17 protein-coding genes are annotated in these 18960 nt (G+C 58.6%); 8 read left to right on the top strand and 9 right to left on the bottom strand.

Annotation, left to right across the window (positions count from 1 at the left end; all coding sequences use genetic code 11):
- Positions 1 to 6 precede the first annotated feature (6 nt).
- The 3 genes from ptsP to purD all read right to left on the bottom strand — a co-directional run bounded on the left by ptsP (position 7) and on the right by purD (position 4909).
- The gene (gene ptsP / locus EOK75_RS18140) at positions 7 to 2250 is read right to left on the bottom strand and encodes a phosphoenolpyruvate--protein phosphotransferase (RefSeq protein WP_137195414.1); all 2244 of its coding nucleotides are present in this window, start codon (positions 2248 to 2250) and stop codon (positions 7 to 9) included.
- 24 nt (positions 2251 to 2274) lie between these two features.
- Positions 2275 to 3525: an aspartate kinase gene (locus EOK75_RS18135; RefSeq protein WP_137195413.1), complete on the bottom strand. Its 1251-nt coding sequence runs from the start codon at positions 3523 to 3525 to the stop codon at positions 2275 to 2277.
- A 121-nt stretch (positions 3526 to 3646) separates the two neighbouring features.
- On the bottom strand, positions 3647 to 4909 hold the full coding sequence (purD, locus tag EOK75_RS18130) for a phosphoribosylamine--glycine ligase (RefSeq protein ID WP_137195412.1): 1263 nt from the start codon (positions 4907 to 4909) through the stop codon (positions 3647 to 3649).
- Positions 4910 to 4979: 70 nt separating this feature from the next.
- Here purD and xseA point away from each other — a divergent pair, with 70 nt between their 5' ends.
- The gene (gene xseA, locus EOK75_RS18125) at positions 4980 to 6551 is read left to right on the top strand and encodes an exodeoxyribonuclease VII large subunit (RefSeq protein WP_137195411.1); all 1572 of its coding nucleotides are present in this window, start codon (positions 4980 to 4982) and stop codon (positions 6549 to 6551) included.
- 10 nt (positions 6552 to 6561) lie between these two features.
- On the opposite strand, the gene EOK75_RS18120 is transcribed toward xseA, so the two are convergent.
- Complete coding sequence (locus EOK75_RS18120) at positions 6562 to 6957, bottom strand: hypothetical protein (RefSeq protein ID WP_137195410.1); 396 nt, start codon at positions 6955 to 6957, stop codon at positions 6562 to 6564.
- A gap of 61 nt (positions 6958 to 7018) precedes the next feature.
- Positions 7019 to 8074 (bottom strand): alkane 1-monooxygenase, encoded by a 1056-nt coding sequence (locus EOK75_RS18115; RefSeq protein WP_240794087.1) that lies wholly within the window; start codon positions 8072 to 8074, stop codon positions 7019 to 7021.
- 206 nt (positions 8075 to 8280) lie between these two features.
- Here EOK75_RS18115 and ftsY point away from each other — a divergent pair, with 206 nt between their 5' ends.
- Complete coding sequence (gene ftsY, locus EOK75_RS18110) at positions 8281 to 9363, top strand: signal recognition particle-docking protein FtsY (protein ID WP_137195409.1); 1083 nt, start codon at positions 8281 to 8283, stop codon at positions 9361 to 9363.
- A gap of 5 nt (positions 9364 to 9368) precedes the next feature.
- Here the strand turns inward: ftsY and uvrB are convergent, their stop codons facing one another.
- Positions 9369 to 11546: an excinuclease ABC subunit UvrB gene (gene uvrB, locus EOK75_RS18105; protein ID WP_137195408.1), complete on the bottom strand. Its 2178-nt coding sequence runs from the start codon at positions 11544 to 11546 to the stop codon at positions 9369 to 9371.
- Positions 11547 to 11866: 320 nt separating this feature from the next.
- Between uvrB and EOK75_RS18100 the strand changes: the two genes are divergently transcribed.
- A complete protein-coding gene (locus EOK75_RS18100; RefSeq protein WP_137195407.1) occupies positions 11867 to 12178 on the top strand; it encodes an ETC complex I subunit in 312 nt (103 codons plus the stop codon).
- 356 nt (positions 12179 to 12534) lie between these two features.
- Here the strand turns inward: EOK75_RS18100 and EOK75_RS18095 are convergent, their stop codons facing one another.
- Complete coding sequence (locus EOK75_RS18095) at positions 12535 to 12771, bottom strand: chlorhexidine efflux transporter (protein WP_240794086.1); 237 nt, start codon at positions 12769 to 12771, stop codon at positions 12535 to 12537.
- On the opposite strand from EOK75_RS18095, the gene EOK75_RS18090 reads away from it, so the two are divergent.
- The 4 genes from EOK75_RS18090 to EOK75_RS18075 are packed head-to-tail and all read left to right on the top strand — an operon-like array spanning position 12760 to position 15282.
- The gene (locus tag EOK75_RS18090) at positions 12760 to 13890 is read left to right on the top strand and encodes a methanobactin export MATE transporter MbnM (protein ID WP_137195405.1); all 1131 of its coding nucleotides are present in this window, start codon (positions 12760 to 12762) and stop codon (positions 13888 to 13890) included. The two genes, EOK75_RS18095 and EOK75_RS18090, sit on opposite strands and share 12 nt — an antisense overlap.
- Positions 13887 to 14486, top strand: coding sequence for a copper chaperone PCu(A)C (locus tag EOK75_RS18085; RefSeq protein ID WP_137195404.1), 600 nt, complete (start codon positions 13887 to 13889; stop codon positions 14484 to 14486). The genes EOK75_RS18090 and EOK75_RS18085 overlap by 4 nt, the downstream gene beginning before the upstream one ends.
- Entirely contained in the window at positions 14423 to 14767 is a 345-nt protein-coding gene (locus EOK75_RS18080; protein WP_168199290.1) for a copper uptake system-associated protein, read from the top strand. Before EOK75_RS18085 ends, EOK75_RS18080 begins: the two co-directional genes overlap by 64 nt.
- An 11-nt stretch (positions 14768 to 14778) precedes the next feature.
- Positions 14779 to 15282, top strand: coding sequence for a copper chaperone PCu(A)C (locus EOK75_RS18075; protein WP_240794085.1), 504 nt, complete (start codon positions 14779 to 14781; stop codon positions 15280 to 15282).
- 4 nt (positions 15283 to 15286) lie between these two features.
- Here EOK75_RS18075 and EOK75_RS18070 read toward each other — a convergent pair whose 3' ends face one another.
- Both EOK75_RS18070 and EOK75_RS18065 read right to left on the bottom strand, forming a co-directional pair.
- Positions 15287 to 16846 (bottom strand): DHA2 family efflux MFS transporter permease subunit, encoded by a 1560-nt coding sequence (locus tag EOK75_RS18070; RefSeq protein ID WP_137195402.1) that lies wholly within the window; start codon positions 16844 to 16846, stop codon positions 15287 to 15289.
- A 5-nt stretch (positions 16847 to 16851) separates the two neighbouring features.
- Positions 16852 to 18009 carry an HlyD family secretion protein gene (locus tag EOK75_RS18065; RefSeq protein ID WP_137195401.1) on the bottom strand — a complete coding sequence of 386 codons (1158 nt, stop codon included), beginning with the start codon at positions 18007 to 18009 and terminating at the stop codon, positions 16852 to 16854.
- 140 nt (positions 18010 to 18149) lie between these two features.
- Here EOK75_RS18065 and EOK75_RS18060 point away from each other — a divergent pair, with 140 nt between their 5' ends.
- The gene (locus tag EOK75_RS18060; protein WP_137195400.1) at positions 18150 to 18797 is read left to right on the top strand and encodes a TetR/AcrR family transcriptional regulator; all 648 of its coding nucleotides are present in this window, start codon (positions 18150 to 18152) and stop codon (positions 18795 to 18797) included.
- The last annotated feature ends 163 nt before the right edge of the window (positions 18798 to 18960 follow it).

Here is an 18960-nt window from a genome sequence, read left to right as displayed (position 1 = left end):
ACGGCCCTAACTGGGCTGTTTCGCCAGAAAATCCATGACGGCGGGCCGCACAGATTCCGCCCCCTTGGCACATTCAGCGTCGATCACGTCGCGCAAAGCCGCCAGATCTGTTCGCAAGATCAAGCTTTTGACCGGCCCGATAGAGGCAGGGCGCATGGACAGGATATCAAGCCCCATTGCGGCCAAGCAAATCGCCTCAACGGGGCGGCCGGCATCTTCGCCACAAAAGGAAAGCCGCGTCGAGGTTGCGGCACAGCGCGCCACGATCTGCCCGATGAACCCAAGGAATGAGGCGTTCAGCGTGTCATAGCGACGGCGCACACGTTCGTTTTCACGGTCGGCGGCAAAGAAAAACTGCTTGAGGTCGTTACCCCCGATAGAGATGAAATCAGCCATCTCGAAAAACGCCTGAGGCGCAAAGGCAAGGCTGGGCGTCTCCAGCATCGCGCCGATCTCAATGGACTTGGGCGTTGGGCGGCCAAGTGCCGCCTCTCGTTCGATCTGGGCCAGAACATGGGCGCGGGCACTGACAAATTCGGCGTGTTCGGCAATGAAGGGAAACATGATCGACAAAGGCCGCCCATTTGCCGCGCGGATCAAGGCCTGCGCTTGCATCCGTAGCACACCCGGCTTGTCGAGCCCGACACGAATCGCACGCCAGCCCATCGCGGGGTTCGGCTCATCCTGCGGTTTCATATAGGGCAGCACCTTGTCCGACCCGATATCGAGCGTCCGGAACGACACATAACGGTCCTGCGCTGCGTCCATAACATGCGCATATAGCTTTGCCAGCTCATCGCGTTTTGGCATCTTGTTACGGATCAGGAATTGCAATTCGGTGCGGAACAACCCCACCCCTTCGGCACCGGACCCTTCGAGGCTTGGCAGATCGGCCATCAGCCCCGCATTCATCTGCAGGCAAATCCGCCGCCCGTCGCGTGATACAGCAGGCTTGTCCCGCAGCCCCGCATAGCGTTGCTGCGCCTGCGTTTGCATGGCTATCTTATCGCGAAAACCGGTTGCAACCGAGGCTTCGGGGCGCAGATGGGCGATGCCTTGATCACCATCCACCAGAATATGATCACCGTTCAGTGCCTCATTGATGATGCCCTTGGCATTGATCACCAAAGGAATCGTCAGTGCCCGCGCCACGATCGCTGCATGCGAGCCGACGGACCCTTCGGACAGCACCACGCCGCGCAGCTTGCGGCCGTATTCCAGCAATTCTGCCGGCCCGATATTGCGCGCTACAAGCACCGGATTTTCCGGCATCTCCGCACCGGTATCGTTGCCCTGCCCGGTCAGGATACGCAGCAGGCGGTTGGATAAATCGTCCAGATCATTCAGGCGTTCGCGCAAATAGGCGTCGGGCACCTGACTTAGACGCGCGCGGGTTGTGGATTGCTCTTTTTCCACTGCAGCCTCGGCAGAAAGTCCGGCCTGAATGTCCTCCTCCATCCGGCGCAGCCAACCGCGCGAATGGGCGAACATCCGGTACGCTTCCAAAACTTGTTTTTGTTCTTTATCAAGACTTTGAGCCGCCAACAGATCATCAACTGAAACCCGCAGCTTGCCCACGGCATCGCGAATGCGCAGCGTTTCGGCCTCGGGGTCGTCGGCCACGGGGTTGGTGACAACCACGCGCGGTTCATGCAGCCAAACCTTGCCTTCGGCGCTGCCTTCCTGTCCGGTCCCGCCGCGAAACATGATCTGTTGTTTGTGCAGCGCACCAAGCGCCGCGCCGTCACCGATAAACGCACCCAGCTCGGTCATCTCGGCCAAAACCATGGCGACCACTTCCAGCGCATAAACCTCATCTTCGGAAAACTGCCGTGCCGCCTTGGACTGTACCACCAGCACACCCAGCTTTTCGCCAACCCGCTGGATCGGCACACCCAAGAAGGAAGAAAAACTTTCCTCTCCCGTCTCTGCCATGAAGCGGAACCCTTTTTCCGCAGGAGCATCGGCGGTATTGACCGGCACCGCGGTACGCGCGACACGGCCCACAAGCCCTTCGCCCAGACGCAGGCGGGTATTATGGACCGCCTCGGCGCGCAGCCCTTCGGTGGCGCATAGCTCTAGGGTTTCGGCATCGCGGAAAAGGTAGATGGAACACACTTCGGTGCCCATCGAATCCGCGATAAGCGTTGTTACATGGTCAAGCCGCTCTTGGCCCTGACCTGGCTCGGCCAAGCTGTCGCGCAAGCGTTTAAGCAGCTTGCGACTGTCACTGTCACTGCGGTCTGGCATAGGCCCCCGGGCTTGGTCTGCGGATTATCCCGCCTTGTCCAATTCAAAGGCATCATGCAGTGCCTGAACGGCAAGTTCCATATATTTCCGGTCGATCAGGACAGAGATCTTGATTTCCGACGTGGAAATGACCTTGATATTGATATTTTCCTTGGAAAGCGCCTTAAACATAATCGCGGCCACCCCTGCATGGGACCGCATGCCAATGCCAACGACCGAAACCTTGGCGACATCGCTGTCGATGCTCAGATCCTCATATCTGATGGTGCCAGCCGCTTTGGCATCTTCCATCGCCTTGCGGGCACGCGCTACCTGATTGGTTGGACAGGAAAATGTCATATCCGTCACTGGCCCGACATCGGCCTTTTCAGAGATGTTCTGAACGATCATATCGACGTTCACACCCGCTTCGGACAAGGGGCCAAAGATAGCTGCGGCAATACCGGGGCTGTCTTCAACCGTGACCAAAGTGACCTTGGCCTCGTCGCGCGAATAGGCAACGCCAGAAACAACTTTCGATTCCATGATTTCATCCTCATCGCAAAGAAGCGTGCCAGAGTTTTCGTCGGTGTCCTCAAACGAGGACAACACACGCAGCGGCACCTTATAGCGCATTGCAAGTTCAACCGACCGGGTTTGCAAGACCTTCGCCCCAAGCGAGGCCAGTTCCAGCATCTCCTCAAAGGCGATGCGGTCCAGCTTGCGCGCGCGGGAGGTGATGCGCGGGTCAGTAGTATAAATGCCATCGACATCGGTAAAGATGTCACAGCGTTCCGCACCAAAGGCGGCAGCAAAGGCAACAGCCGTGGTATCAGACCCGCCGCGCCCCAGCGTGGTTATGCGACCCTCGGGAGAGACGCCCTGAAAGCCCGCGACCACCGCGACCTTGAAGCCTTCGGCAAATTTCGCGTTCAGGTTTTCCGTCGGAATAGAGGAGAACCGCGCCGAGGCATGGGCGGATGTGGTGTTTATCGGCACTTGCCAACCTTGCCAGCTGCGCGCCGGCACATCCATTTCCTGCAATGTCAGCGCCATCAAACCGGCGGTGATATTCTCACCGCTGGACACAACCGCATCATATTCGCGCGCGTCATAAAGCGGCGAGGTGCTTTCCACCCAGCCGACCAGCTCATTGGTCTTGCCCGACATCGCACTGACAATGACGATCACGTCATAGCCGCGCTCTACCTCACGTTTAACCTTTTGGGCCACATTCTTGATGCGGTCCAAATCGGCTACCGAGGTGCCTCCAAATTTCATTACAAGAAGCGGCATGGTCCCTCCCACGGCCCCGAAAGTTGCGGCCTTTTATGCGCCAAACCCTGCAGACGCAAGGGGGCAGAACAATGCCCCCTGCACGGGTTTCATCTTGCTACATTCACCCGAATGTCGCGCATCAAAGCGCGCGCCACCCGATATCACGGCGACAAAAGCCACCGGGCCAGTCGATTTTATCCACCATCGCATAGGCACGGGCCTGCGCCTCTTGCAGGGAGGCCCCGCGCGCCGTCACATTCAAAACCCGTCCGCCTGCGGCCACCACTGCGCCCTCTTTCAAAGCGGTGCCTGCATGGAACACCATGTTGAAACTGTCACCCTTCAAGTCAGACAACCCGTTAATCACACTTCCCTTTTCGGGCGTCCCCGGATAGCCCTTCGCTGCCATCACCACCGACAGCGCGTGATCATCAGCCCAATTGACCTGCGCACCCGCCAGATCGCCCTTGGCACAGGCCAGCATCAAATCAAGCGCCTGCGCGCCAAGCCGCATCATCAAGACCTGACATTCAGGATCGCCAAAGCGCGCGTTATATTCCACCAACCGCGCATGGCCGTCCTTGATCATCAACCCCGCATAAAGCACCCCCTCAAAAGGTGTGCCGCGCGCGGCCATTTCAGCAACAGTCGGGCGCACGATCTGCGCCATCACGTCTTCCAGAATGGCATCGGTCAAGACGGGTGCCGGGCTGTAGGCCCCCATGCCGCCGGTGTTGGGGCCGGTATCGCCGTCGCCCACCCGCTTGTGGTCTTGGGCCGTGCCGATGGGCAGGCAGTTCACACCGTCAGACAGGATGAAAAGGCTGGCTTCCTCGCCCTCCATGAACTCCTCAATCACCACCTCGGCGCCAGCAGCGCCAAACGCTCCGCCGAAAATCTCGTCAATGCCGTCCAGCGCCTCGGGCAATGTCATGCCCATAATGACACCTTTGCCAGCCGCCAACCCATCGGCCTTAATCACCAATGGCGCGCCGTGTTTTTCCACATAGGCCCGCGCCGTCACTGCATCCGTAAAACGGGCATAGCCTGCGGTGGGGGCCGCACAGGCATCACAAATTTCTTTGGTAAAGGCTTTTGAGGCCTCCAACCGCGCCGCCGCTGCCGAAGGGCCAAAGGTCAACAGCCCCGCCGCACGGGTGGCATCGGCAATACCGGCGGCCAAGGGGGCCTCTGGGCCGATCACCACGAAATCCACCGCATTGGCCGCACAAAAAGTCACAACCTCGGCCGCGTCCAGAATGTCGAAATCCGCGCATTCCGCGATCTGTGCGATTCCCGCATTGCCGGGTGCGACAATCAGCCGGTCGCATTTCGGGTTTTGCTTGATCGCCCATGCAAGGCTGTGCTCGCGCCCGCCGCTGCCCAAAATCAAGATATTCATTGCGTCCCCCGCTTGGCCTTTGTGTTGCGGCGTTCTAAGGTCTGGCGACAAAGACCACAAGAAGGCGCGTATGTCCGACCTGTTTGAAGACGGCCCCAGCGGCAATTCCCCCGAATACACGGTCTCCGAACTTTCGGGCGCCGTGAAACGTGTGATCGAGGGGGAATTCGGCCTTGTGCGCGTGCGCGGCGAAATTGGCCGGGTGTCACGGCCGGCATCGGGGCATATGTATTTCGACCTAAAGGATGATCGCAGCGTGATGGCCGCGATCAGCTGGAAGGGTCAGGTCTCCAAGATGCAGGTCAAGCCCGAGGAGGGGATGGAGGTCATCGCCACCGGCCGCATGACCACTTTTCCGGGCCAGTCGAAATACCAGCTGATCGTCGAAAGCGTGGTTCCCGCAGGAGCAGGCGCGCTGATGGCGATGCTGGAGGCGCGGCGCAAGGCGCTGGCGGCCGAAGGCCTGTTTGATGCCGATCGCAAGCGCGCCCTGCCCTATTTGCCAAAAGTAATCGGGGTTGTGACCTCGCCATCAGGTGCGGTGATCCGCGATATTTTGCACCGGCTGCGCGACCGTTTTGCGCGTCATGTGCTGATCTGGCCCGTGGCCGTGCAGGGCCAAGCCTGCGCGCCAGAGGTGGCCGCCGCGATCAAAGGTTTCAATGCCATCGCCCCCGGCGGCCCGATCCCGCGCCCCGATCTGATTATCGTTGCGCGTGGCGGCGGATCGCTTGAGGATCTTTGGGGCTTTAACGAGGAAATCGTGGTGCGGGCAGCGGCGGAAAGCCAGATCCCGCTGATTTCTGCGGTGGGGCATGAAACTGACACCACCTTGATTGACTACGCCAGCGACAGGCGCGCCCCCACCCCCACGGCGGCGGCTGAAATCGCCGTGCCGGTACGGATGGAGCTGATTGCAGCGCTTGACGGGCAAACGGCACGGCTGACGCGCGCGGTTGTGCAAGGCGTGGGGCTGCGCGGGCAGCGTTTGCGCGACCTTGGCCGCGCCCTTCCCCGCATAGAGACCCTGACCCAAGGGCCCGCGCAACGCTTTGACCTTTGGGGCGGGCGTTTGGGCGGCGCGTTAACGCTTGCCACCAGCGCCAAACGCGCCAGCCTTGACCGTGTGGCCGCACCAATGCGCCCGCGCTTGTTGCTCGATATGGTGGCGCGGCGTCGTGACCGACTGGACGAACGCCACCGCGCGCTTGGCCAATCCCACACCCGCCGGATGGAGCGTGCGGCGGAACGGCTCGCCTCCCAATCGGAACGGTTACAATCGTCGATCACCAATGCCTTTTCCAAGGCCGGGCGCGATATTGCTAAGGATCGCACGCGCCTGGCATCACTAGAGGCGCGCTTGCATGCAGCCCCCGGACTGCAGCTTGACGCCCTGTCCAAACGCCTTGGCGCGCTGGACCGGACGCGCCAAACCCTTGGCTACGGCGAAACCTTGCGGCGCGGCTATGCGGTGGTGCGCGGTGAAGACGGGGTTGTCACCTCTCGCGCCGCAGCCGCGAAGGCCGGCGCGCTGGAGGTTGAATTCCATGACGGGCGTTTGCCTGTCGGAGCACCCGCCAAACCGGCCAAACCCAAACCGCGCCCGCCCAAATCCGGTGGCAAGCAAGGCAGCCTGTTTTAGCGCCGCCGCGTCAAACCCCTATATCGGGGCCGCTGCAGGCCAGCGGCTCATCGGTTTGCGCCACCTCTTTCAGCTCTGTCGAAGGCGGGTCGGACATGAAGCGGGCCGTCAGCGCGCCCTCGTTGCGGTAAAACGACCAGCATTGCGGGGTGGCGTCATGATCGTACACAAAGCAAATGCTCCCCGCATCCTCATACCAATGGCCGATACGGCAAGTGTCATCGACAAAGGCCCAGCGGACACGGCGGTTGGGCAGATATTGCTCCACGCCATAGATCTCTCCGCCAATCGCATAGGTCAGGGTTTTGCCGGTTGCATAGGTCTCAAACTCGGCGCCGGTCAGTGGGGTTTGCGCCAAGGCAGGCGTCGCCAAGGCAAGACATAGGGTAAGGGGGGCCAAGCGCATGATCTGCCTTTCTTCGGGATCGGTCAGCCCAAGCTTGCCGCAAGCGGGGGGGGATTTCCAGTCATGCTTGCGGCCCCAACGCCTGCTTTGCGGAAAGCTGCCGCCATTTTACCAGCCTGCGACCGACCACACGCTGCCAAAGCCGCGGGAAAAGCGCCAGCGTACAGCAGACCGGCAGCGGATAGGGCAGATAGGGCGCATCCTCCTTGGCCGGCAGGCGCAGCGCGGGATAGGGGCGATTGGGATGTGCGTGATGGTCTGAATGGCGCGGCGCGTTCAGCATCAGACCGGAGGAAAACCAATGCGGCGCGTTCCAGCTGTGGCGCGCTGAAACCGGCTCCAGCTTGCCATTGGGCAGACGTGCACGCCGCAATCCGTAGTGCTGCACATAATCGGCCAAAAGCAGTTGCGTTTGTCCATGAAGCGCCAAGAAAACCCAGACCAGCGCCCCGACCCAACCCCCAACAACAAACCCTACCCCCAGCGCGCCAAGCGAGAGCATCAGGTAGATGAAATACGGGTGCAGCCCGCCTTTTGTCACCCGCAGTCTGGCCTCTGCCCGCCACCCTTGACGAAACGAACCCGCCCATGCCCGCGGCCAGAAATGATAAAACGTCTCGCCTTCGCGCGCGGTGTTGGGGTCGTCAAGGCTGGCCGCAAAACGGTGATGCACCAAGCGATGCGCCGAGGCGTGATGCCCGAACAACAGCGAGGCATAGACCGCAACCCCCAAGCCATAAAGCACACGGTTGCCCCTGTGGATCAGCTCATGCGCGCAGGGGTTGGAAACCTGCCCGAACCAAAGCCCCGCCGCAAAGCCCAGCAACAGCTTTTGCCCGATGCGCAGCCCGCTTGGCCCCGCAATCGCCCAGACGACCAGTGGAAAGACCAGCAGATGCGCCAGTGCCAAGGCCACAAGCAGCGCGTTGGCAGCCGGAAATTCCGCCCCCTCGGGCGCATCGGGCATCACCCAGCGTACGGCTTGATCCAAGGTCGCCGTCAGTACTGTCATATAAAGCACCGCCGCCCAGACCCACAGCCCGCCAAAACTGGCAGCCAGACAGATCAGCGCAAAAGGCATTAAGGCAACAATGGCAAAAAGCGGCATTCGGGGCATCGACCGCTCCTGTCTTGACGGGTGTCGGGGTTGGCACAGCATAAATGCCTTGAGATTTAAGAGAAGTAAAATGATCCCTGCCACGGTAGCGTGCGTTTTTCGCGCCTTGCCCGCAACATTGCCCCATTTACAGGCCTATCTGGCCCTTCCTTTGCCGGTTAGGATTGATTAGGTGAAACTTAAAGCAATTTGCGCAAGGGGCCAGCATGTCGTTCTTGAAGAAACTCCGCGACAAGATGTTTCGTTCTTCGGATAAGATTACCGAGGGGCTGGACGCTTTGGTGGCGCCCGAACCGGAAATCGAGCCGAAAGCCGAACCTGCCCCGCAAGTTGCACCCGACATTACGCCGGAACCTGCCGTAGAAACGGCAAGCCCCACACCAGCACCCGCGCCAAAGCCCGAACCGAAAGCAGGCATCCTTGGCCGCTTGATGGGCCGTGGGCCCGAAGAGGCAAAGCGCGAGTTTGACGATGCCATGCTCGAAAGCCTTGAGGAGCTGTTGATCGAGGCGGATATGGGCGTGGAAACCGCGCTGCGCGTCACTGCCAATATCGCCGAGGGCCGTATGGGCAAACGGGTTAGCGTCTCGGACATCAAACAAGCATTAGCCGCCGAGGTAACGCGGATCATGGAACCCGTCGCCCGCCCGATGCCGATCTATGCCAAGCGCCCGCAGGTCGTGCTGGTGGTGGGTGTCAACGGCTCGGGCAAGACCACAACCATCGGCAAGCTCGCCAGCCAGTTCAAGGCCGCGGGCAAAACTGTGGTGATTGCGGCGGGCGATACCTTTCGCGCGGCGGCTGTTGAGCAGCTTCAGGTGTGGGGCGAACGCGCGGGCGTGCCGGTGCTGACAGCCCCCGAAGGGTCCGACCCCGCCAGCCTTGCCTTTGAGGCAATGACCAAGGCGCAGGAAAGCGGCGCGGACCTTTTGATGATCGACACCGCCGGCCGTTTGCAAAACCGCGCTGACCTGATGGAAGAGCTGACCAAGATCGTCCGCGTTATCCGCAAGAAAGACCCCGAGGCACCGCATAACACGCTGTTGGTGCTGGATGCGACAACCGGCCAGAATGCCGTCAACCAAGTTGAAATTTTCCGCAAGATCGCGGATGTCTCGGGCCTTGTGATGACCAAGCTGGACGGCACCGCCAAGGGCGGTGTGCTGGTGGCGCTGGCCGATAAATTTGGCCTGCCAATCCATGCAATCGGGGTAGGCGAGCAGATTGACGACCTTGCCCCCTTTGACCCCGAAGATTTTGCAGCAGCACTGGTCGGCCTCGACAAATAAGGGGGTTAGCGCCCCCGACGCGGCTTGCCCCCACGCATTCCGCCCCGACCGGCAGTAGAACGCCCCGCCATTTTCTGCGCATCCTCCACAGCACCCTCTACCACCGATTGCCGCGCAAGCGGGTCATCCGCGATGGCCAGCTCCACGGTTTCCAGACGCTTGACCTCATCGCGCAGACGGGCGGCCTCTTCAAATTCGAGGTTCTCGGCGGCTTTACGCATTTGCACCCGCAATGCATCCAGATGCGCCGACAGGTTGCTGCCAAGCATGGGTTCGACCTTGGCGGTAACGCGTGACTGATCGGTATCGCCTTTCCACAGCCCCGCCAGAATATCCTCGACATTCTTCTTGACGGTCGTCGGTGTGATGCCGTGCAGCTCATTATAGGCGATCTGTTTGGCACGACGACGATCGGTTTCGCCCATCGCACGTTCCATTGATCCGGTGATACGATCGGCATACATAATCACCCGCCCTTCCGAGTTCCGCGCCGCACGGCCAATGGTCTGGATCAATGAGGTCTCAGAGCGCAGGAACCCTTCCTTATCGGCATCCAGAATTGCAACCAAGCCGCATTCAGGAATATCCAACCCCTCACGCAAAAGGTTGATCCCGACAAGCACATCAAACGCCCCAAGCCGCAAATCCCGAATGATTTCAATACGTTCAATCGTATCAATGTCCGAGTGCATGTAGCGGATGCGGATGCCCTGCTCGTGGAAATACTCGGTCAAATCCTCGGCCATGCGCTTGGTCAACACCGTGACCAAGACCCGTAAGCCAGCCAGTGCCACACGGCGGATTTCATCCAGCAGGTCATCAACTTGTGCCTCAACCGGGCGGATTTCGACCATGGGATCAACCAAGCCGGTGGGGCGGATGACCTGTTCAGTGAACACACCGCCGGCTTGCTCCAGCTCCCATTTTGAAGGGGTGGCCGAAACGAAGATCGACTGCGGGCGCATCGCATCCCATTCCTCAAACTTCAGGGGACGGTTGTCCATGCAGGACGGCAAGCGAAACCCGTGTTCGGCCAGCGTCATCTTGCGCCGAAAGTCACCCTTATACATGCCCCCGATCTGCGGCACGGAAACATGGGATTCGTCGGCAAACACAATGGCATTATCGGGGATAAATTCAAACAACGTCGGCGGTGGCTCGCCCGGTGCGCGACCCGTCAAATAGCGGGAATAGTTCTCAATCCCGTTGCAAACGCCAGTTGCCTCCAGCATCTCCAGATCAAAGGAACAGCGTTGCTCCAACCGCTGCGCCTCCAAAAGCTTGCCCTCGGCGGTCAGCTGGTCCAGCCGCATCCGCAGCTCTTTTTTGATGCCAATAACGGCTTGGTTCATCGTCGGGCGCGGGGTGACATAATGCGAATTCGCATAGATACGGATTTGTTGAAAATTGTCGGTCTTTGCCCCCGTCAGCGGGTCAAATTCGATAATCGCCTCCAGCTCCTCACCGAAAAAGGAAAACCGCCAGGCGCGATCCTCAAGGTGGGCGGGCCAGACCTCTAGGGAATCGCCACGCACCCGAAAGCAACCGCGCTGAAACGCCTGATCGTTGCGGCGGTATTGCTGGGCGACCAGCTCCGCGATCATCTGCCGTTGGTCATAACTTTGGCCGGTTACAAGGTCTTGGGTCATCGCGGAATAGGTCTCAACCGAGCCGATACCATAGATGCAAGACACCGAAGCGATGATGATCACATCGTCACGTTCCAGCAATGCCCGCGTGGCCGAGTGGCGCATCCGGTCGATCTGCTCGTTGATCTGCGATTCCTTTTCGATGAAGGTATCGGAGCGCGCGACATAGGCCTCGGGTTGGTAATAGTCATAATAGCTGACGAAATATTCGACGGCGTTATCGGGAAAAAACCCTTTGAATTCGCCGTAAAGCTGGGCGGCCAGCGTTTTATTGGGCGCAAGGATGATGGCGGGGCGCTGCGTTTCCTCGATCACCTTGGCCATGGTGAAGGTTTTGCCGGTGCCGGTGGCGCCCAGCAAGACCTGATCGCGCTCGCCCCCCATGATGCCGCCCGCCAGCTCTTTGATCGCGGTGGGCTGGTCGCCTGCGGGTTCAAACGGCGTCGAAAGTTTAAACCTCCGCCCGCCTTCCAGCTTGGGGCGGGTCAGGACCTCTGGCCGTATTGCGGGGGCGTTCATATTGTTATGGGGCATGCTGATTCCTTCGCCCCCAAGATTGGTCCGTTTTTGTTCCGGTTCAAGGGCTGTTAAGCTGTTGTTAGCCAAGGTTCCTAAAAAGTTAGCAAATGAGTTTCAATTTTATGGAATAAACAAGCTAATTTTGCATCTTTTGGTTGAGTTGCTGGAAACCATGATGCAAAGTAATCGTGCAAGCAGCTTAGTCTGTCGACCGATCGCACCACACACCCCACCACACTCCCAGTGATTGGTCGACAGCACCAAACCGCAAAGCCCTTGCAAATCCCCCGCTTTCTCCGGCATATGGTGGTAAGCCACGTCCAAGGAGCCTGCCCATGCGCGCCCGCATTTATCAACCCGCCCGCAATGCCATGCAATCGGGAACAGCCAAAACCAAAAACTGGGTTCTGGATTTTGTTCCGGCATCCGCGCGGTCTGTGGACCCGTTGATGGGCTGGACCTCTAGCGAGGATATGAACGCACAAGTCCGTTTGCGGTTTGACAGCCGGGAAGCTGCTGAAACCTATGCCAAAGCCCATGGCATCCAGTATTCAGTGACCGAGACAAAACCGCGCAAGGCCAATATTCGCCCCGGCGGATACGGCGACAACTTCGCAACCAATCGGCGCGGCGTCTGGACCCACTGAGTATTGTAAATCGGGCCGAAGATCCCGCGAAGAGTATCAAAATACAACATATAGGATGACCGCTGGGCGCCTTTTCTATATTTAGATTGTGTGCGCGGATGTGAGGGAATGAAATAACCCGTGTTGTTAGACACACGAAATACTGTCCATTGCGACACAGATCAAATGACCATCGCCCACCGAGATGTGGGCGATTTTATTTTGTAAACAGGTATTTAGATTGTTTTGACGCTTTGCGCTTACGCCGCTGCCGTTTGGCAAGCTACCTTGGCCTGTCTTTCGGTCAATGCGGCGTTGGAGAATGTGATCCTGCCAAGATCCGCAAGCTTGAATAGAGAACAGAATGTCAACGAAGACTACCCTTCTTTGGGCAAAGGAAAGGCTTGGTCATAACCCCAGTTATACACAAAAGCATAAATCAGGTAGAAAACGACTAAGGCCAAATCCATAACAAACGCTTGCCACAGCCCAATCCTCAAATAGTAAGCAATCATGGATAGTGTGACCAATAGCTGGCCGAGCTCAAAAAGCACTGCGTCTAAAATGCGCAATGTAAATGTCTTACGAACACTGCCTCTCCGATGCTTTATCATTTGCCCGACATGGGGCGGCCATTCATTTGGCCAATCCCTGCGTGGATGGCCCCGCCGCCCGTTCCCGAAGACAACCCGATGACGTCGGCCAAGGTCGAACTGGGACGCCATCTGTTTTATGATGCGCGAATTTCGCTGGACAGCACTGTCGCCTGTGCGTCCTGCCACGATCAGGCCCGCGCCTTTACGGACGGGCGCGCCCTAGCCATCGGCATCGGCATCGGCATCGACGACACACTTGGCATCCGCAATGCACCGTCGCTTGCCAATGTCGGCTATTTCCCCCTGCTCACACGGGGCAACCCCCATATGACCAGCCTTAAGTTTCAGGCCTTGGTGCCGATGTTTGGCGACAACCCTGTTGAAATGGGCGGCAACGGCCGCGAAGGTGAGATATTTGCGCGCCTTTCGGCCGATCCCTATTATGTCAAAGCCTTCGCAACCGCATTTCCCGACCGCCCAGAGGTGGATCTGTTTACGGTTACCCGCGCGCTCGGCGCGTTTCAACGCACGTTGATCTCCCTCGACAGCCCCTATGACCGTTTCAAATATTGGGACGAGAAAGATGCCCTTTCAGATGCTGCGAAGCGGGGCGAACAGTTGTTCTTTGACCACCGCTTTGAATGCTATCATTGCCATGTGGGCGTGATGTTTACCGACAACCTTCAGACCACACGCAGCGCCAGCGCCGAAACCGGCAGCCATAACACAGGACTTTATAACATCAACGGCACAGGGGCCTATCCACCCGAGGCCACAGGGCTTCATGAATTCACCGGCTCGGATGATGACATGGGGCGTTTTCGCACGCCAAGCCTGCGCAATGTGGGCGTAACGGCCCCCTATTTCCACGATGGCTCCGTCGCGACGCTAAAGGAGGTGCTGGCCCATTACGCCCGTGCAGGCCGGAAAATAGAGGAAGGCCCCTTTGCGGGGGATGGTGCACAAAATCCGCATAAGGACGGCATGATCATCGGGTTTGAGGCCAGCGACGATGAGATCGCGGACATCATCGCCTTTCTGCACAGCCTGACGGATGGGACCTTCCTGACCAACCCTGCCTATAGCGACCCTTGGCCCGAAAATCACCCCGCCAGCATTGATAGGATAACCCCATGAGAATACTTGCACTCCTTGTCATGCTTTGTTCCGCCCTGCCTGCCTATGCGCATGAATTCTTTTGGGGTGATCTGCAAATCATCCACCCATCGCTCCCCGCCACCCCGTTGGGTGCAAACACTGCGGCGGTCTATATGGCGCTGGCCAATGACGGCCCCACGGATGAACGTCTGCTCGGGGCAGAGACGCCCTTTGGCAAGCTGCGGTTCCTCCACCCCGTCACGGATGCACAAGGCGCAACCACCATGCAAGAACGCGCGTGGATTGACATTCCGGCAGGCGAGGTTGTGTTGCTGTCACGGGGCGAAATGCGCGGCAGCCTTGCCAATGTGAACCGCCCCTTGTTTGAGGGCGCGGAATTGACCGGCGCGATGATTTTTCAACAGCGCGGCCGGTTCGATATGTTTTTCCTGATCGATCCGATGGAAACTGAAACCGAACACGATCCCGTATCGCAAATGCCGCAAGCCGCCCCCCGGATCGACCGCGCCGCAGCGATTGCGCCGCAGCGATTGCGGACATCACAACGGCTGTGCGCGCCGAACGCGCAACACCGGATGCCATTATCGCGCCGATCACCATTGCGGGCGATATAGCCATCGCGGGCTGGACCTTTGGCTTTGAGGCTGCGCGGGTTTTCTTGCGAAACGGACCGGAGGGCTGGAGGGCCGGGCTGATATCAAACGACAGCCTTCTCTTGCCCTCAACGCTCGTCAGCCTTGGTATGTCACGGCGCGACAGCACCCCCTTTCTGGCGGAAGTCAGGGCGCAAGAGGCAGCGCTTGGCCCCGATTTCTCTGCGCGGTTCGATGCCTTCGGGAGAACGGCCTATCCGCAAGCGCCACCTGAAGCCTCCAATAACAGCGCCCCCAGATAAGGATCATCCAAATGGAACCCCTTCTTTTCGCAATGTTTTTCGGCGCAACCGTATTCGCCGCGCCGGTTCTGGCGCAAACCCCTGAACCGGCCGCCGAAGTGCAACTGGGCGAGATCACAATAACGGGGGCCTTTATTCGGGCAACCATGCCGCGTGCCCCCGTTGGTGCGGCCTATGTCACGATGACCAACACAGGCGCGCAAGATGACAGGCTACTGTCGGTTACTGCCCCCTTTGGCGAGACTGTCATGCTCCATGATATGGTCAACCATGATGGCATCATAGCCATGCACCCCCTGCCCCGAGGCCTGCCCATCCCCGCCGGCGAAAGCGTGTCACTGACCCCGGGCGGCAAGCATATGATGATCACCGGCCTGACGGAACGGCTTGAGAAAGGGCAGGCTGTGGATCTAACCTTGATGTTCGAGCTGGCCGGCGAAGTGACCCTGCGGTTTGATGTTTTGGCCCTGAATGCGCGCCGCCATCCCGGGGTTGGCAATGCGGGCGAAAACTAGAGCATCAATGCGCCTCTGCTGCGCCGCCCTTTGCGGGTGGTTTCATCAATAGGGCAGCAAAGGCAAGGCCCGCAAAGAGGCCCGTGATCAGATAAAACACATCGATAAACGACATTACCGTCGCCTGTGCCAGCACACGCCCGGCCATCTGCTGTAAAGCGGTCATCTCGCCGTCCAGCCCACGTGCGGATGCATTCGCGGCCAACATCTCCAGCTGGCGGACGGCCTCATCATTGGTCCAGTTCAGGGCCTCGGACAGACGTGCGCTGTGCAGACTGCTGCGATCGGTCAGCAATGTGTTGATGACAGCCAATCCAACCGCCCCCCCAAGGTTGCGCATCAGGTTATAGAGCCCCGACGCCCCCTTCATCTTATCTGCCGGCAAGGTGCCAAGTGCCAGGTTATTGATCGGCACCATGCATAACATCAAGGACGCCCCCCGAATGATCTGCGGCCACAGCAGTTCAGCGAAATCCCATTCCGCCGTCATTCCCGTCAACATCCAGGTGGATGAGGCAAACCCCAGAAAGCCCACAAGCAAGATGATCCGTAGATCGACCTTGGAGGAAAGCATGCCCACCACTGGCGCGCTGAGGAACATCGCAAGGCCGGAAATGAACACTGTCTGACCGATCATCAGGCTGTCATAGCCACGGATCGACGCCAGATACAGCGGGTAAAGATAAGTAAGCCCGTAAAGCCCAATCCCCATGGTAAAGCTGAAAACCGAGCCGACCGCGAAATTGGCATCCCTAAAAGCCGAAAAATCCACCAGCGGCTCATCGCGGGTAAAGGCGCGCCAGAATGTGACAACGCCGCCGACCACCATAACCAAGGTCATGATCGCAACCATGTGGTCATCGAACCAATCGTTTGACGGGCCTTCCTCCAGCACAAATTCCATTGCGCCCAGAAAGGCCGCCAAGGCACCAAGCCCCCACCAGTCAAACCGGTCAAACAGCTTCCAGTTCGGGCGGTCGAAATCAATAAGCATCCACGCGCCGATTGCCACGCCAATGCCGGGAATGACATTGACCAAAAACAGCCAATGCCAAGACATTGTATGGCTAAGATACCCCCCCACCGTAGGCCCCACCGTTGGCGCGAGCGTGGCAATCAGCCCGATCAAGGGCGAGACCACATTGCGCTTGGCTGGAGGGAAAATGGTAAAGGCTGCGGCAAAAACAGAAGGGATCATCCCGCCGCCCAAAAAGCCCTGAAGTGCGCGCCAGATGATCATCTCGGTGATGGTGGTCGAGGTGGCACACATAAAGCTGGCGCAGGTAAAACCTGCCGCCGCAATGGTAAATAGAACCCGCGTGGACATCATCCGCGCCAAGAAGCCGGAGAGCGGGATCATGATCACTTCGGCAATCAGATAAGAGGTCTGCACCCAGCTGATCTCATCCGAGCTGGCCCCCAAACCTGCCTGAATATCAGGCAACGAGGCCGAAACGATCTGGATGTCCAAAATCGCCATGAACATCCCGAAAACCATGATAAAAAAGGCAATCACACGCCGAGGTGTGAGTTCGGTCGAGACCTCTGGGGCTTGGGATGTCATGGCAGTTACTCGGCCTGAACCATTTTAGCGTGGGGGGTGCCGCTGCGCTTGTCGACTTCAACGACCGCAGACAAGCCGGCACGCAAATTGCCCACAACCAAAGCCGTCTCGGGAATACTGATCCGTACGGGAATACGCTGCACGATTTTGGTAAAGTTGCCGGTCGCGTTATCGGCAGGCAATAGCGAAAACACAGAGCCCGTCGCAGGCGAAATCGACTCCACCCGTCCTTCGAATGTCTTATCGGGGATGGCATCAAATGTGATGCCTACATGCGCCCCAAGGGCCACGTCAGCGATCTGGGTTTCTTTGAAATTTGCCTCGACATAAAGCGTATTCATCGGGACCAATGCAGCCAGCCGTGTGCCCGCCGTGACCAGATCGCCGATTTCAACCGACATATTACCAACAGTTCCATCCGTCGGGGCCCGTAAAACAGTAAGGTCCAGATTGCGCTGCGCTTGGGCAACGGCCAGTTCCAATTCATGCTTGGTCCCTTTGGCCTCGGCTTGCTGGGCATGCAACACACCGACCTGCGCCTCGGCATTGCGAATTGCGGCGGCTGCACTCGCCAAGGACGCCGTTGTGGTGTCAAGCAGCTCCGTCGCTTGGTCCAGTTGCGCCTGTGAGACGACATTGGTTGCAAGCAATTGGTGTGCACGATCATACGCCCGTTTGGCCGCCGTCAGTTGCGCCTGTGCAACCGCTTGCTGCGCCTGTGCTTGCACAACCCCGGCCTCGGCCGCTGCAATTTGCGCGCCGATACGGGCAATGGTTTGATCGGCCGTGCGTACCCGTTCTTTGGCAGTATCCAACGCGATCCGGTAATCACCATCATCCAACCGCAACAGAACCTGACCCGCCTTGACCTGTTCATTATGGTTTACCGCAACCTCAACGACATAGCCCTGCACCCGGCTGCTGATCAAAGTCGTGTCGGCGGTCACATAGGCGTCGTCGGTCTCGACCATGAAGCGGCCCGTGGTCCAATATCCAAAGCCAACGTCCGCAAGCCCCGCTACCAACACGAGCCCAACAACGCCAAATATCAGCCGTTTCCGGCGCGACTTTGGCGGGGCCGCTTCGCTTGCGGGCCGATCCGCCGACGCAGAGGTATCTTCTGTTTCACCGGTCTCGATGCTCTTGCTGTTGGGGCGCGACATTTGGGTATCCTTATCGTTCTGGATGCGGTGTCCGGGGCAGGAATGAATCGAACCGCATGGTTCGTTTTGTCGCATGTATGCCCGTCGAAACGCAAAGACAAGCCTTTATCAAACCGATCGGTTCGATTATGAATGTCATCATGGAAATCAAAGCACCCAAATCGCGTCGATACGCAGCAGGCCAAGACCCGGCCAAACGAGATGCCATCTTGGAAGGGGCTGCGCGCGTTTTCATGGAAAGCGGTTTTGATGCCGCCAGCGTCAATGACATCTGCCGCGCGGCAGACGTCTCAAAAAGCACGCTATATGTTTACTTCAACAACAAAGAAGACCTCTTTGAGGCCTTGATAGAACGCGAACGTAGCCGCGTTTTTCTGGGTCTGGAGGAATGCCTTCGTGGCGACCGCGATTTCAGGGAAAAGCTTTATGATTTCACCTTCACCTTGGCGCAGATGCTTTGCACCCCTGAGGTGATCCGGTCACAGCGCACAGTGATCGCGATGGCCGAACGCATACCCCAATGTGGCAGCCGGTTTTATGACGGCGGCGGCTTGCGGATGAAGCAGCTTATTCAACGGTTCCTAGAGGATGAGGTCGCGAAAAAGACGCTTGAGATTGCGGACACAACGCTTGCCGCATATCAATTGATTGAACTTTCCAGTGCGGGGCTGTGGCGCCAGTGCCTGTTCAACAAAATCCCAAGCCCCCCTCCGACAGAAAACCTGCGCACGACATCACGCAGCGCGGTTGATGTCTTTCTTGCGATGTATTGCAGGCATGAGGCCTGACCCCAACGCCATCAAATGCGGGCGATCCACCATCATGCACCTCAATATAGATGCTGCGTGCCCGTACGGCCCGAAATCTGGTTAAGCACCGCATCCATCGCATGATTTGCATCAGGCCACCGTACACGGTGGAAAACTCGACACAAATGACGGGCCATAAATA

The sequence above is a fragment of the Pseudorhodobacter turbinis genome (genome assembly GCF_005234135.1).
Lineage (GTDB): Bacteria > Pseudomonadota > Alphaproteobacteria > Rhodobacterales > Rhodobacteraceae > Pseudorhodobacter > Pseudorhodobacter turbinis.
Note: the sequence above shows the minus strand (reverse complement) of the source record. Positions and strands in the feature narration are given on the sequence as shown.